This is a genomic window from Bradyrhizobium sp. 4 (genome assembly GCF_023100905.1).
GTDB lineage: Bacteria > Pseudomonadota > Alphaproteobacteria > Rhizobiales > Xanthobacteraceae > Bradyrhizobium.
On record NZ_CP064686.1, the window covers coordinates 3,904,561 to 3,918,875 of the forward strand.

General features: G+C 64.3%; 8 protein-coding genes, 1 tRNA gene and 2 pseudogenes. 8 read left to right on the top strand and 3 right to left on the bottom strand.

Annotated elements, in window-relative coordinates:
• The first annotated feature begins 13 nt into the window (after positions 1–13).
• From IVB45_RS18205 to IVB45_RS18230, 6 genes are all read left to right on the top strand, one after another.
• On the top strand, positions 14–1,255 hold the full coding sequence (locus tag IVB45_RS18205) for an acetamidase/formamidase family protein (protein WP_247360904.1): 1,242 nt from the start codon (positions 14–16) through the stop codon (positions 1,253–1,255).
• 134 nt (positions 1,256–1,389) lie between these two features.
• Positions 1,390–3,723 (top strand): acetamidase/formamidase family protein, encoded by a 2,334-nt coding sequence (locus IVB45_RS18210; protein WP_247360902.1) that lies wholly within the window; start codon positions 1,390–1,392, stop codon positions 3,721–3,723.
• A gap of 42 nt (positions 3,724–3,765) precedes the next feature.
• Positions 3,766–4,149: a RidA family protein gene (locus IVB45_RS18215; RefSeq protein WP_247360900.1), complete on the top strand. Its 384-nt coding sequence runs from the start codon at positions 3,766–3,768 to the stop codon at positions 4,147–4,149.
• Positions 4,150–4,524: 375 nt separating this feature from the next.
• Positions 4,525–4,893 carry a hypothetical protein gene (locus IVB45_RS18220; RefSeq protein ID WP_007591185.1) on the top strand — a complete coding sequence of 123 codons (369 nt, stop codon included), beginning with the start codon at positions 4,525–4,527 and terminating at the stop codon, positions 4,891–4,893.
• Between the two features lie 134 nt (positions 4,894–5,027).
• Positions 5,028–5,102: transfer RNA gene (locus IVB45_RS18225), tRNA-Asn, on the top strand.
• A gap of 80 nt (positions 5,103–5,182) precedes the next feature.
• Positions 5,183–5,791 (top strand): HipA family kinase, encoded by a 609-nt coding sequence (locus IVB45_RS18230; RefSeq protein ID WP_247501293.1) that lies wholly within the window; start codon positions 5,183–5,185, stop codon positions 5,789–5,791.
• Positions 5,792–5,798: 7 nt separating this feature from the next.
• On the opposite strand, the pseudogene IVB45_RS18235 reads toward IVB45_RS18230, so the two are convergent.
• A pseudogene (locus IVB45_RS18235) lies at positions 5,799–5,933 on the bottom strand (hypothetical protein); the annotation flags it as partial.
• 650 nt (positions 5,934–6,583) lie between these two features.
• On the opposite strand from IVB45_RS18235, the pseudogene IVB45_RS18245 reads away from it, so the two are divergent.
• A pseudogene (locus tag IVB45_RS18245) lies at positions 6,584–7,547 on the top strand (IS110 family transposase).
• A gap of 315 nt (positions 7,548–7,862) precedes the next feature.
• The gene (locus tag IVB45_RS18250; protein WP_247296495.1) at positions 7,863–8,894 is read left to right on the top strand and encodes an IS110 family transposase; all 1,032 of its coding nucleotides are present in this window, start codon (positions 7,863–7,865) and stop codon (positions 8,892–8,894) included.
• 518 nt (positions 8,895–9,412) lie between these two features.
• Here IVB45_RS18250 and IVB45_RS18255 read toward each other — a convergent pair.
• Both IVB45_RS18255 and IVB45_RS18260 read right to left on the bottom strand, forming a co-directional pair.
• A complete protein-coding gene (locus IVB45_RS18255) occupies positions 9,413–11,668 on the bottom strand; it encodes a hypothetical protein (RefSeq protein ID WP_247807519.1) in 2,256 nt (751 codons plus the stop codon).
• 12 nt (positions 11,669–11,680) lie between these two features.
• Positions 11,681–14,314, bottom strand: a complete 2,634-nt coding sequence (locus IVB45_RS18260; protein WP_247359242.1) for a hypothetical protein — start codon at positions 14,312–14,314, stop codon at positions 11,681–11,683.
• Between the last annotated feature and the right edge of the window lies 1 nt (position 14,315).

Consider the following 14,315-nt stretch of genomic DNA (forward strand, 5'->3'; position numbering starts at 1 on the left):
AAGAGGCCACCTCATGAAGCATTTCACGCTGCCGGTTTCGCCGAAAACCGTCCACTGGGGCTATTTCTCCAAGAAGGTCGCGCCGGCCCTGACGCTGTGCTCGGGCGATCGCGCCACTATCGAGACGCTGACCCACCACGCCAACGACGATTACGAGCGCATGATCCAGGGCGATCCCGGCGCCGAGAGCGTGTTCCAGTGGACGCGCGAGCACAAGGCAGTCGCGCGGCGCGGCTCGGGTCCTGTCGAAGGCCCATTCATTCGTGGCGCAGGCGAGGGGATCGGCGTGCATCTCCTCACCGGTCCCGTCGCGATCGATGGCGCCGAGCCCGGCGATATCCTCGAAGTGCGCATCCTCGATATCAGGCCGCGGCCGAGCTGCAGCGCCTGTCATGCCGGGCGCTGCTTCGGCTCCAACGTCGCCGCGAATTGGGGGTTTCACTATCACGATCTGATCGAGGAGCCGAAGCCGCGCGAGGTCGTCACCATCTTCGAGCTCGACACCTCCGGCGAGCCCTGCGCCAAGGCGGTCTACAACTATGTTTGGACGCCGCAGACCGATCCTGACGGCATCGTGCATCCGACCATCGATTATCCCGGCGTGCGCGTCGATCACGCCACCATCACGAAGCGGGAGAACATTCTCGCGAGCGTCAAGGTGCCGGCACGGCTGCATTTCGGCACCATGGGGCTCGCACCGTCGGAGGCCGATTTCGTCAGCTCGATCCCGCCGAGCTATACCGGCGGCAACATCGACGACTGGCGCATCGGCAAGGGGGCGCGGATGTTCTATCCGGTCGCGGTCCCCGGCGCCTATTTCTCGGTCGGGGATCCCCATGCAGCCCAAGGCGACAGCGAGCTTGGCGGCACCGCGATTGAGACCTCGCTGACCGGCGATTTCGAGTTCGTTCTGCACAAGAAAGCCGATCTCGCCGGCACCAGCCTCGAAGGTCTCGACCATCCGATGCTGGAGACTGATCAGGCCTGGTCATTCTACGGCTTCACCTATCCGAACTACCTTGCCGCGCTCGGCGTCGACGCACAAACCGAAATTGCCAATCACTCGAGTCTCGACCGTGCGATGCGCGACGCGTTCAGAAAACTGCGCCGTTTCCTGATGACCGTGCAGGGCCTCAGCGAGGACGAGGCGATTTCGCTGCTATCGGTCGGCGCCGATTTCGGCGTCACCCAGGTGGTCGACGCCAATTGGGGCGTTCACGGCACGATCCGCAAGAACATCTTCCGATGTGACTAATGCTTTGAGAGGTAATCCGTTTCCGGGACGAGGACGTGACCAAAGACCGTCATTTGCGGCCCGTCGCTGCGACGGATGACCAATTGCGTCTGGCACAGAGGTTGCTTCGATCCACTGCAATCTGGGTCGATCCGATGAGCTTCCGTCCCTTCACGAGCGAGTCCTACGCGCAAGACGACCGGCCCGAAGCCTGGCGGGACGTGCTCGCCGCGGTCGGCCTGCAGCCGGCGGCAGGCCATTCCTTCCTGGATGGGCACGCAACGGCGTCACATCGCCACGCCGCAGGCGTTGCGCTGACGCGCATGGCGGCCGGCGCCCAGACCATTGGTCCGCGTTCGCAGGCCAACGAAGACCTGCCGATTGCGCTGATGCCGGTCGAAGACGGCATGGTGCTCAACAGTGCCGGCGGCCATCGCATCGTTCCGGTGGGCCATCTCGTGCTGCTGCCGCGGAGCGGGGACTGGAGTATCGTGTTCCAGCGCGACATGCGCGCCATCGTGCTGTCGGTGACGTCGGACGCGCTGCACGGCCGCCTCTCGGCCAGGCCGCGGCTCGGCGAACCCAGGGTCGTTCCGCCCAGCGGCTTTGCCGACGTCTTCGCGCGCTTGATGGACGCGACCGCGCGCACGCTCGACACCCTGAGCGATGCCGAATGGAATGCGGTCACGCAGTCGCTCGTCGATCTCCTGCTGACACTCGCCCATCAATTGGCGGCTTCGACGTCCGACGCCGGATCGAGCGCGACGCAGTCGGCACTCCTGCACCGGATCTGCCAGAGCATCGAACGCCGCCTCGACGATCCCGAGCTGGTGCCCGCGCGCGTCGCGCAGGCCGAAGGAATCTCCGAGCGCTATCTGCAAAAGCTGTTCGAGACGGTCGGCGACAACTTTACTCACTACGTGCGCGAGCGACGGCTGCAGCGCGCCTGGGCCGATTTGTCCAATCCGTCCGAGGCGCATCGTTCGATCTCGGAGATCGCCTACGCCTATGGCTTCGGCGATTCCGCGCATTTCAGCCGCGCCTTCCGCCATCGCTTCGGACTGCCGCCGCGCGAGTTTCGCCAGCAGGAGGCGGAGCGGGCGACGACGCAGCATGGGATAACCGGTCAGCGCGGCTGGCCGCAGGATGCGCTGGCGCAGCTTCGCGTGCACCAGGCGAGTGCCGAGGCGCGCGGCAATCTCGCCCGTACCGACATCGATGAGCCGAGGACGGCCGAGCGCAAGCATCATCATCTTCCGGTCGAAGCCGACCGTGTTCATTGGGGATATTTCAGTCGCTCGTTACAGCCGCAGCTCGAGATCGCCTCGGGTGATACCATCACCATCGAAACCCTGACGCAGCACGCCTCCGACGATCCTGAGCTGATGATCGCGGGCGATGCCGCCGCCGAAGACGTATTCGGCTGGACCAAGGCGAGGAAGAACGTGGATCGCCGCGGCGCGGGTCCGATGGATGCCAGCATATTCGGGCGCGGCGCCGGCGAAGGCTTTGGCGTACACATCTGCACCGGGCCGGTGTCGGTGAAGGACGCCCAGCCCGGCGACGTGCTGGAAGTGCGGATCCTCGACATCGTGGCGCGCACAAGTCGCCATCCGAAACATTCAGGCCGCGTGTTCGGCTCCTCGGTCGCGGCCTGGTGGGGCTATCATTACGACGAATTTCTGTCAGGGCCGAAGCCGCGCGAGGTCGTGACGATCTACGAAATCTTCGACGACACCGATGCGCCGCACGCCCGCGCGCTGTATTCCTATCGCTGGGAGCCGCAGACCGACCCGTTTGGCGTGGTGCACTCCACTTACGACTATCCCGGCGTTCCCGTCCTGCCCGGCACGGTAAAGCGCCGCCACGCCGTGCTCGACGGCATCCGCATTCCCTTGCGCCCCCATTTCGGTGTGATCGCGGTGGCGCCGCGCGAGGTGGATTTCATCGACTCCGTGCCGCCGTCCTATTTCGGCGGCAATCTCGACAATTGGCGCCTGGGGAAGGGGGCGACCGTCTATCTTCCGGTGTCCGTCCCCGGCGCATTGCTGTCAGTCGGCGATCCCCATGCCACGCAAGGCGACGGCGAATTGAGCGGCACCGCGATCGAATGCTCGATGACCGGAACGTTCGAGGTGATCCTGCACAAGAAGGCCGATCTCGCCGGCCGGCCCTTCGCCGATCTCTCTTATCCCTTGATCGAGACCGAGACCGACTGGGTCCTGACCGGATTCAGCCATCCCAACTACCTCGCCGAGTTCGGCGCTCAGGGCCAGAGCGAGGTCTACGCAAAATCCTCGCTCGACCTCGCCATGAAAGATGCGTTCCGCAAGATGCGGCGCTTCCTGATGAACGTGAAGGGCCTCAGCGAGGACGAGGCGATCGCGCTGATATCGGCCGCCGTCGACTTCGGCGTCACGCAGGTGGTCGACGGCAATTGGGGCGTGCACGCGATCATCAGCAAGCGCCTGTTTCAAACCTTCCCCTAGACAAGCCCTCCCTTGAAAGAAGCGCCGTAACAAGGAACCCCAGTGAAATTCCACATGATCAGCGGCGGACCGAAGCCGGTCGCGCCCTTCAGCCACGCGGTGGAGACCGACGGTTTTGTCTTCGTCACCGGCCAGATGCCGGACACGCCGCAAACACCGGGCGTGTTGCCCGACGGCATCGTCGCGCAGACGGGGGCGGTGATGGAGAATTTGAAGGTCGTATTGGCGGGCGTCGATCTCGGTCTCGAACACGTCGTGGTGACACGCATTTATCTCACACGTTTCAAGGAAGACTACACCGCAATGAACGAGACTTATCGCGGGTTCTTTCCGCCCGACCGCCTGCCGGCACGCACCTGCGTCGGTGTCACCGGGCTTGCCTACGACGCGCTGATCGAGATTGACCTGGTCTGCCGCCGACCGTGAGGCGACAGCCCGTAGCCCGGATGGAGCGAAGCGCAATCCGGAATTCGTTCCGCGGATACAGGGCCCCGGATTACGCTTCACTCCATCCGGGCTACAAGACCTTGCGTTGCCCGTCCGCATGCGGCGCCCGCGCCGGAGACTGCAAGCCGCGCCGATCTATGAATGCCGGTTCATTGCTGCGGAGAATTCGAATCGGTAAGAATTAGCTCGTTGCGCGTCTCGCGTCGTGCAACGCGCCGGAGGCGGATTGATCGCGTCTTGAACCTTTCGATTGCGCCTCCGACGAATCCTTCGAGGCAACGCCATTGGTTGCCGCGGCGCCTGCGCTGATCGACGTCAGGCACCGAAAGCCCGTTTCGATCGGGGGAATTTCATATGAAGTATTTTCTATCTGCACTGATTGCGATCGGTCTATCGATTGCCGCCGCGCCGTCTTTCGCGGCTGACGCGCGCAACGTCACTGTCGTCAACGAGACCGGCTATGCGATCAAATTCCTGGGCTTCAACGCCCCGGATGACGGCATGGACGAATGGGACAACGAGCTGGACAAGGTTTTGCAGAACCAGGCGAGCACTTATGTCGAGTTCGACGATGACGACGAAGGATGCGTCTGGAACGTCCGCGTCGACTGGCAGAACTATGACGAGACCGTGCTCTGGAAGAACGTCAACCTCTGCAAGTTCACCGCGCTTCGGCTGCGCTACGATTCCGGCACCAAGACCACTTCGTTCGTCGCCGAGTAACTTGACCTGAGGCCAGGCGGAGGAGGGGCCAAGCGCCCTTCCTCGCCGCAATGTGCGAGATGGCGAATTCGTCCTTTGCAAGCGCAAGCGGCTTTGTTATACGCAGCCGCGCGCGAACGACGGGTTCGCCCTTTTCCTCGGTAGCTCAGCGGTAGAGCATCCGACTGTTAATCGGATGGTCGCTGGTTCGAATCCAGCCCGGGGAGCCAACAATTTCAGGGACTTAGTCAGCTTTCCCGGCGCTTTTCAGACGCACATGTCGCCCCGGGGGCCACTCTAGGGGCCACAGGTGTCGCAGCTGCGAATGTTTCCCCGGAAGGCCTTGGTCCAGTTTCCGAAGCTCGAGCCGAGCGCCGACAGCTTGGGTGAAGTCGAGGCCGACGACCACTTCCTCTATTACGTCAAAGGTGATCTAGCCGGGATAGCGATTCGGGCCAACGAGTGGCTTGGAACCCACATCGCGGAAGCTGTCGGGCTGGCTGATTCAGCCCCCTGTGTTATCGAGCTTCAGGACGGCAGCACGGTGTTTGGCTCGCGCCGAATCGCCGGCGTGGCGCATGCGACGGTGACGACCACCTTCCTAACAGCGCCGACAGCATCGAATCTCTCGGGGCCTGTGGTCGGAATTTCGGCTCTGCTATCCAAGATTTACGCCTTTGACATGTTCTTCCACAATGACCACCGCCATCTGGGTAACTTTCTCTCGGTCGACGACAGGGGGCGTCGTCGGCTCTACGCCTTCGATTTCAGCAGAGCGCTCTTTTGGACTTGGCCTTGGAACGGCGGTTACCCGGGGCCACTCTCGAATGCTCGCCGATGGGGATCGGTTCTTCGACAATTGCACTGGTTACGGTCCCCCAGAAATTCCGCGACATCAGGTCGAGATCGAGAACGATGAATGCTACGCCGATAAAAAGCAGGATGAGAACAATTTTGGCGTAGGTCGCAACCGCATTGAGCGTGGCGGCCTCCTTGATGCCTCGCAGAACAAGAAAATGGACGCTCCACAGCAGGACGGACGCCGATGCGATGGCTACCAGCGTCGTGCCGTCGCCAGACGGGAAAGAACTGGCCGATCGTCGCCTTGATCACGGGGAATTTCTCGCGCTGGACAGTTTTGATTTTCTGCCACGCTTCTACCCGGTCTGACCGGTACGGCGCATCGACGCGCTTCGACACGATCCCCTCATAGTTCAGCCGGCCCGCGGCGTCGAACAGCGCTTGTCCGTCCCCGTCGTGGTGGTCGCTGTAGAGAACCGGCGGATCCAGCATATCGATTAGTTCTTTCAGCCGCTCCTTACGATGGATCTGAGGTTTGCTCCGAAGGTCCTCTCCGTTGGCTGGTTCATGAAGACCGAATACCGCTCGACCTTCTACAACCGTATTTCGCTGCCGACCACTTTCGCTGCCGGTAACGTGTTTGGCGCCACCGCCGGGTCTCTGGCGAGGCGGTCACCTTCAAGCCTTGGACCCAGACCATCTCAACCTCGCTGGTCTATCGCTTCAACTGGAGCGGCCCGCTCGTCGCCAAGTACTGATCTGATCTCACGATCAAAGGTCAAAGCCCCGGTATCGTCCGGGGTTTTTTCTTTAGCGCAGCCGCGCCGAGCACATCCGCACCGTCCAAGATGCGGCAGAGCAACGCCGCCTGTCTATTTGATCAGGCGCCCCAGCATTCAGCCATTGTTCAATCCAATCACTAACCGTCATACGCCGTCAGCTCGAGCGCCGCTTCGTGCTGTACTTCTTTGAGAAGTTGCCGCCGTGTCTAGTTGGATCGAGGCTTGCGCTTCATCGCACCATTAATCTCGCGAGCTGCAGGCGTTGGGGCATACGGTGCGTCTGATGCCTCCGGCCTATGTGAAGCCCTACGTCAAGCGGCAGAAGAACGACAGCACCGACGCGGAGGCTATTTGCGAGGCGGTCACAAGGCCCAACATGCGGTTCGTGCCGACCAAGACGAACGAGCAACAGAGCTGTCTGATGCTTCATCGCGTACGCCATCTCTTCATTCGCCAGCAGACTGCTGTCATCAACTCGATCCGTGCATATCTGGCCGAGTTCGGGATTGTTGCTCCCGTCGGGCGCAGGGGTGTCGAACAGCTGTTGGAAGTCGTCGCCGATCCAGCTGACCGCCGGGTCCCGGAGGTGGCCCGCGCGTGTCTTGCGGCTCTCGGTGGTCAGTTGCGGGTACTGAAGGCTCAGATCCTGGAGTTCGACAAGCGCATTATTGCCTGGCATCGATCAAACGCGACGAGCAGGCGACTGGATGTGATCCCTGGCGTCGGTCCAGCACTGGCAACGGCGCTAGTCGCAAGCGTTGCCGATGCCACAACCTTCCGATCGGGGCGGGACTTCTCGGCCTGGGTCGGGCTCGTGCCGAAGCAGAACTCTAGTGGGGCAAGGACAAGCTTGACCGTATCAGCAAGCAAGGCGATCGCTATTTAAGCAGCCTGTTCACAGCGGGCGCACTCGCCGTGATCCGCTATGCCAAGATCCATGGCACGAGCCATCGGCCTTGGCTCACTGCGTTGTTGGCACGCCGCCCCACCAAGGTCGCAGCCATCGCACTCGCCAATAAGCTCGCCAGGATAGCATGGGCGATGATGGCCAGGAACGAACCCTATAAGGAACCCGCCGGCCTTACGGCGTGAACGAGATCACGGCCGGTCACCGGCTGTAACCCAACGGTTGGAAGGGCGAACAGCACTAATGCAGCGCCAGTCGATCCAGCGATCAGGACAACCCACATGGGCCATAGCATCTTCGAATGGTGCTTTTGATCGGGACCTGATCCGCGGAGGGCATTATGGCCAGCGGTCATGAGTACCGCACAAGAAGGCCGAACACATGGCTGCTCCGACCAACGCCGCAAGTGAGATTCTCCTTGCCAACCCGGAGCCAATGGTATGGACCCCGCCCTTGCGGCGGTGGAATCTCAAGCGTCAACTGCAGCGAAGGAGGATGTTATGCAGGTCGTTCGGATAGGTCTAGATCTGGCGAAGTATGTCTTCGAAGTTCACGGCGTCGACAACCACGGGAAAGTCGTTGTGCGAAAGAGGTTACGTCGCGATGCGGTGGCCGGCTTTTTCGCCAATTTACCGGCCTGCCTGGTCGGCATGGAGGCTTCCAACGGGGCACACTATTGGGCTCGCGTGCTCACGGAGCTTGGCCATCAGGTCCGACTAATCAGCCCTCAGTTCGTGACACCATACGTCAAGTCGAACAAAAACGACCAGAACGATGCGGAAGCCATCTGCGAAGCGGTCGGTCGTCCGTCCATGCGCTTCGTGCCACCGAAATCAACCGATCAGCTGGCGGTACAGGCCGTCCACCGCATTCGCCGGCGCCTGGTCGCCGATCGAGTCAGGCTCGTCAATCAAATTCGCGGTCTTCTGTCCGAGCATGGGATTGTCATTGCCCGTGACATCGCGCAGCTGCGGCGTGGCCTCGCGGTCATCGTAGGAAACATCAATGACGACCTCAGCGAGATGCTCCGAGCGCTCATGAGGGAACTGCAAGAGGAGCTGTCCGAGCTTGATACCCGCATTGCAGCCTATGACCGGCGGATAAGGGAAATCTTCCGTACGAGTGAGCAGTGCCAGCGGCTCGGCAAAATCGAAGGCGTCGGACCTGTGACAGCAACAGCCTTGGTCGCCGCCGTGGGCGATAGAAGCTGTTTCAAGAACGGCCGACAGTTCGCGGCTTGGCTTGGTCTGGTACCCAAGCAGCGATCCAGTGGAGGGCGGGCCCGCTTGTTCGGCATCAGCAAACGGGGGGATCGATACCTGCGGACGCTGATGATTCACGGAGCTCGCGCCGCTTTAAGCCGTGCTAATGGCAAGCAGGATCCGCGAAGCCTATGGCTCGGCAAGATGCGGCAACGGCGCCATCCCAATGTCGCGGCCGTGGCTCTTGCCAACAAGAACGCGCGGATCGTGTGGGCTATGCTCACAGGCGGCGCGGCTTATGAGCCGGCGCTTTCGGTGAAGGCGGCCTGAAGCGAAGCGGCAATCAAGGAAAGGAGGTCTCACCGGCAATTGCAACAAATGGCAGGAGATGGCGAAACGGTCACCCCGTCGCTTCCCGAACCTGATGTGTGGACCGGCACGGCTTGCGCCGATGTCTCGGGGCCGTTGAGGTGGAAGCGGGCGAAAACCATCGAGGCTCGCGGCGGAGACGTTGTCCAGCCGCATCAAGAAGCCGGATATACGTCAGCAGTTGTGGCCGTCGATCCTGATCAAGCCAGTCGTTGCAATCGGGCGGGGTCCATATACGTCCACACATGGCCCAGCGCGGGTAGGTTCCCAGATGTGATTTTTTGATGTCGACCGTACGCGCACAAGGCTGCCCCGCACCAGCGGTCCTCCTAGCGCCTCGAAGCGGTTGTGGTCACCGCCGAACTACATCGCGCTTGATAGAGGTCCGCTCACTGCTCCGAAGCTAACCCGAATCACCAACCCTCAGGGGTCAATGTTGGAAGCCGATGGGGGTGAAAGTTCGCCGCTTATTCACAATGCTAGTTCGCGCGGGCACCACCTTTTTTGCCGCTGCACCGGAAGACGCCGTCCGCTGCGACCGGTGACTGGCACAGCTCGTTCAATTGCGCGGGATAAGCCGAGCGCGACCATCGCGGCAGCGATCGCAAGCGCACCATCTCGCGCAATTGCGTGGACGCGTCCGGAACGGGCAGGACGACGTTGTAGCGAGTGCTGTTGGCCCACTGGTAGATCGCGGGAGCGCCTAGGCCGGAGAGGCCGCTGGCGGCGACGCGCGCGCTCTCAGCCTTCGCCGCTTGCAGGCTGTCCGACGAGCTCAGCACCACGATCGGATCGGTCGCGCCCGGCGAAGGGGAGCCCGGCGGAAGTCTGATCGGTGCCATCTCAGGCATATCCGGGCCGGACGGAAGATCATGCAGCGGCCAACGCCCGACTTGCCGAGCGCGCGGGAGGTCGATAAGACGCAGCCGGCCGTCGACGCTGAGCGAAGCGAGGTAGCGGCCGTCCGGAGATATCGAAAGCCGGGTGATGACGTCGCCATGACCGCGAATCCGCAAGGATTGGGCATTCGGCAGGTCCCGGAGATCCCTTGGCAGCGTCACGATCCGGATCACACCGTCATTGCCGGCGATGGCGAAGGCCTCGCCTGACGGGGACAGGGCGGCCGCGCTGACCCGGGACTGCGGACAGGCTAGCAGCAGGCTGCACAGCGCCAATGCATCGCCGAGCGAGGTCGTGGCCTTGAAGCTCTCCAGCGCGCGCAGCGTGGTCGGACCGAGCAAACCGTCGCGCGGGCCGGGATCGAAGCCACGCGCCGCAAGCGCCTGCTGCAGTCGCACCACTTCGCCACTGGCCAGCTCGACGGGCGTGGCGGCGAGTTCCTCCGGTAGATAGCGCCGGAAGATCCGCGCCACGTCGCCGGCCGGCACATCACTGAGCCGTGCCAGCGCGAGGCCGCCGCGGCCATAGATCATCAACACGTCGCCGTCGGCAGACAGGGAAAGCCCGTCCCGTCCGGCATGGATCGGCACCGGTCGGCTCACCGAAGGAGCCGCCGCTTGCCCCGTCGTGGTGGTGGCACCTTCAGCCATCTCGACACGCTGGATGCGCGGCGGATTGCTTCCGGCGCCGCGACGAAAGACGCGGATGTCGCCATTGGCCGTGGCCCAGGCGAAAGCTGCATGCGCGGTGACGGCAGCCTGCGATCCTGATCGCGGCGCGATGGCGACTACCGACCGGCCGGCCGGCGGATCGGCGTTCGCGGCCGGCACGCTCGCGTTAGCGCGCAGCGTCCAGAGCGGGCGGGAACTGGAGCTGTCGGTCACCCGCATCGATCCATCGCGATACCCGATGATGACGGTTTCGTCCGTGCTGGCGTCAGCGACGAGATCGAACAGATCGCGCCTGCGTGCCGATCCGACCGCACTGACGATGCCGTCGGCGGACCTCGCATCGATGTCGAACACATTCAATGCAGGCGCCTGACTCGGAGCTTGAACGGCCTGCTTGGATGTTGGGGACTTGCTGCGCCTGTTCGACGCGCCGCCGGCGTTCGGCGCCAGCACGGCCGCAGGCAAATCGACGACGGGCAAGAGTTGTGATCCAACGGACGCGGCGAGACCGGCGAAGGTGGGCTCGTCGTCGGCACGGAATGGCGTGTCTCCGTCTGCCGTCGGGTCCAGCCAGACCACATGGGCATCGGCGTCGAGAGTGTTGGCTCGTCCGACGTCGCGGCGGTTGGACCCCGTCGAGGGGACCGCAGCATTGCCATCACCATCGGAGTTCCGCACCCGAAGTGGAAAGATGGTCACGATGGGGCCTTTTGCCCGGGTGAGCACTGCCTCCGGCGTCCCCGAAGCCCTGACCCGATAGAGCTGGCCGGAACTGGTGCCGGCCAGCAGCGTTGCCGCATCGCCAGGCGACCACGCGACAGTGGTGACACGATCGCCCTCGGCCAGTGGAATCTCGGCGGTCAGATCGCGCGAGGCTCCGGCGAGATAGAAGCGCAGGCCGAGTGCGACGACGATGCAGAACGCGAGGCCGCAGAGCAGCCCGGCGGTGGTCAGTAACCGCGCGCGGCGATCGGCCCTCGCTCCGATGAGACTCAACCTAACCTCTTGGGACGGACTTTCCGTCGGATCTGGCTGCACCTGACCGGTCTCGGACGGCGCGTCCGGCGCCTGGTCATTCTGTGACGTGTTGGAGGCTTGCGGTGTCGCCGGATCACCCATCCATTTCCGAAACGGGCCCATCTCAGGTTCGATCGGAGCGGACATCGCACTCTCCCGCTACTTGAAGGCCGGTGCGGCGGAGGCCGGCGGCGCGGCGTCCGACGCGGCCTCGGCGTGCTCGCGGCGCCAGAGGCGGACGCGCTCGACGACGAACGCGGTCCCGAACCACGCTAGCGTCGCGGCCCCGAAGCCGAGCACCGGCCACCACGCGCCGTCCGGCAGGGGAGCCGCGCCGAACGCCGGCATCAGCCAGACCGCAACGCCCGCCCATGCCGCGATGAGGACGAGACGGCCCAAGCCCCGCATCAGCCAGGTGCGCCGGGCATCGCTCGCCGCAGCGGCCTCTTGTCGAGGCCTGTCCGATGGCGCTGCGTCCGACTTGAAGGCGATCATCACGTTGTCGGGTGCCAGCGGCTGGCCGCGCCAGTCCGCCTGCCAGACCTGCAGGCCGAGCCGCACCTCGCCGCTCTCGCCGGCTTTGCCGGCGGCGAGCTCGTCGACGACGTCGCGCAACATCTGCTTCTCACGGTCGCTGAGCGCGCTGAACGCGGCGGTGCGCAGCCATTCCGGCATGTGGCAGACGCGCAGCCATGGCAGCAGGCAGAGCCGCGCGAACAATTCCTCGGAAAAGATGACCGGATTGGCGGGATGGCCATAGCGGTGCAATCGCGCGCCGAGCCACAGGGTGAGGTCGACGCGCAGCGTGGGATAGACGCCGCAGGCGGCGAGCCAGAAGAAGCCGTGGCCTAGCCAGGTCTCGAGATCCTCGATCAGCGCTTTTTGTTCGGGGTCCGGCGGTGCCAGATCCTGCAGCAGCGACAGGCCAAGCCGCTCGATCGATGGCGGACGTGGCACGGTCTCCTCGGGCGCCAGCAGTGTCCCTGCAAGCAGGCTCCAGGTCGCGATGCCCTCGAGCAGGCCGACTCTGCGCATCGCCTGGTCGAGCGCGCGGCGCGGACCGGACTGGACCTCATCCGGCGCAAGGCCAAGGGCGAGATCGCCGAACCCAGCCATGGTCGCGCGTCCGATCGGCGCATCGAGCGCTGCGGCCAGCCTGAACTCGCGCTCGCCCCATTCGCCGCGCGGCACCGGCGTCAGCAGCATGCGCCGCCGCCACGAGGCCAGCTCGGTTTTGAGGAACGGGTGCGGCTGCTGACTGAACGGATCGATCAGCTCGTCGCCGTCGCTGACGATCACCAGCAGCGAATCGCCGTGCAGCTCGCGCAGCCCGCGCAGATCAAGCGTGCGCAGCCGGCCGCGCGGATTGAGCGCGTCGGCGCGCGAGGTCCCCGTCAGCGTGCGCGGGTCGGGAGCATAGTCATAGGCAGTCAGTGAGACGCCGCTGCGGGACAGCGCATCGAGAAGGCGCAGCACGCGCGCGCGCTCGTGGTCGTGGCGGTGGCGGCGGTGCACCAGCACGACGATGTCGACCGCCCGGCTGCCGTCGCGCATCACCGTCACAATGTCTCCGGCGGAGGCAAGGCTGGCGCGGACGCTGCGCGGCAGGTCGAGCCGGCTGCCCGGCAGCGGCTCACGTAGGCGCATCAGCCGGCGCGCGGTCTGCGACGCCGAGGGCAATGGCGGCAGGGCCGCGAAAGATTGCAGGATCCGGCTCGTGCCCCACGCGCCCGCCTCCGCCCGTCGAAACGTCGCGTGAGCGACCCGGGTCCGCCGCAGCGCCTCCGCCGCCGCCTCCCGCCGTTTGTTGGACTTGCCCCAGAACGCGAACACCGATCCGGGCAGCAGTACGAGGAGCGGCAGATAGCGCAGCCATGAGGGCCACGTCTCGCGCACCAACGCGGCCGGCGGGAGCGGGTTGGTGGCGATCTGGAAGTTGCGCAGCCAGGCGGGGGGATCGATCGCGGGATCCGGGCTGATCTGCCCGTCGTCCATAATGAAATCGTCGAACGCCGCCAGGCTGGCGCCGGCAGACTGCGCGGCGGCCACCGCCGCATAGTGTCGTAGCGCCATCGCGCCGAACGCGCTGTGCGGGATCGAATTGGCCGAATCGATCGGGTAGACCCGCATCATCTCGGCAAGAACATAGGACGGCGGGCCGAGCTCTGGCGCGGCGCCGCAGAGCGCGGCGGCCAGCGCGTAAGGTGTGATCTCGTTGCCGTAGCGCGCTGCGGCTACGAGCGTCAGCTTCAGGAAGCGCTCATAGCGCGGCTTCAAGCCGGCATCGGGCAGCGCCGACTGTGCGCCATTCCCGGCGGGAAGGGACGCGTCCGTCGCATCGGCGCTCGCCACCTGCCGCTGCGGCGATTGCGATGTCAGCGATAGCCACAGAATGACGGCTCCGACCAAGAGGGCAGCGCCGACCGCCGCCAGCGTGGTAACGCTCGGCCAGCGGCGCAGTTTCCTCACGGTCGCAACGGATGTCGCGACGATCCGTTGCGTCAAGGGCGGCGTCTCCGGCTTGCCGATATCCGCAAAGGCTTCCTTCAGCAGCTCGGCTGCCTCGCGCGTCTCGGCGAGAACGGGACGCAGATGCGGCAGCCAGAACTCGCGCTGGTCGCCGTCGGGCACCGCGCCGGCCGCGCAAATGGTGGCGTAGATCTGCAGCGCATCGATCCTTTGTCCTGGTGTCACCCGGTACAGCATCGATCCCATGCCGCTGCGATTGCGCAGCTCCTGATAGCGGCCGATCAGCCGGATCAGTGTTGCCGGATCGAGGCGCAGCTCGGCCATG

Bases quoted from the DNA above. Each gene is read 5' to 3' on its own strand.
- IVB45_RS18205 (WP_247360904.1), top strand. From the start codon at position 14: ATGAAGCATTTCACGCTGCCGGTTTCGCCGAAAACCGTCCACTGGGGC.
- IVB45_RS18210 (WP_247360902.1), top strand. From the start codon at position 1,390: ATGAGCTTCCGTCCCTTCACGAGCGAGTCCTACGCGCAAGACGACCGG.
- IVB45_RS18220 (WP_007591185.1), top strand. From the start codon at position 4,525: ATGAAGTATTTTCTATCTGCACTGATTGCGATCGGTCTATCGATTGCC.
- IVB45_RS18250 (WP_247296495.1), top strand. From the start codon at position 7,863: ATGCAGGTCGTTCGGATAGGTCTAGATCTGGCGAAGTATGTCTTCGAA.
- IVB45_RS18255 (WP_247807519.1), bottom strand. From the start codon at position 11,668: ATGTCCGCTCCGATCGAACCTGAGATGGGCCCGTTTCGGAAATGGATG.
- IVB45_RS18260 (WP_247359242.1), bottom strand. From the start codon at position 14,314: ATGGCCGAGCTGCGCCTCGATCCGGCAACACTGATCCGGCTGATCGGC.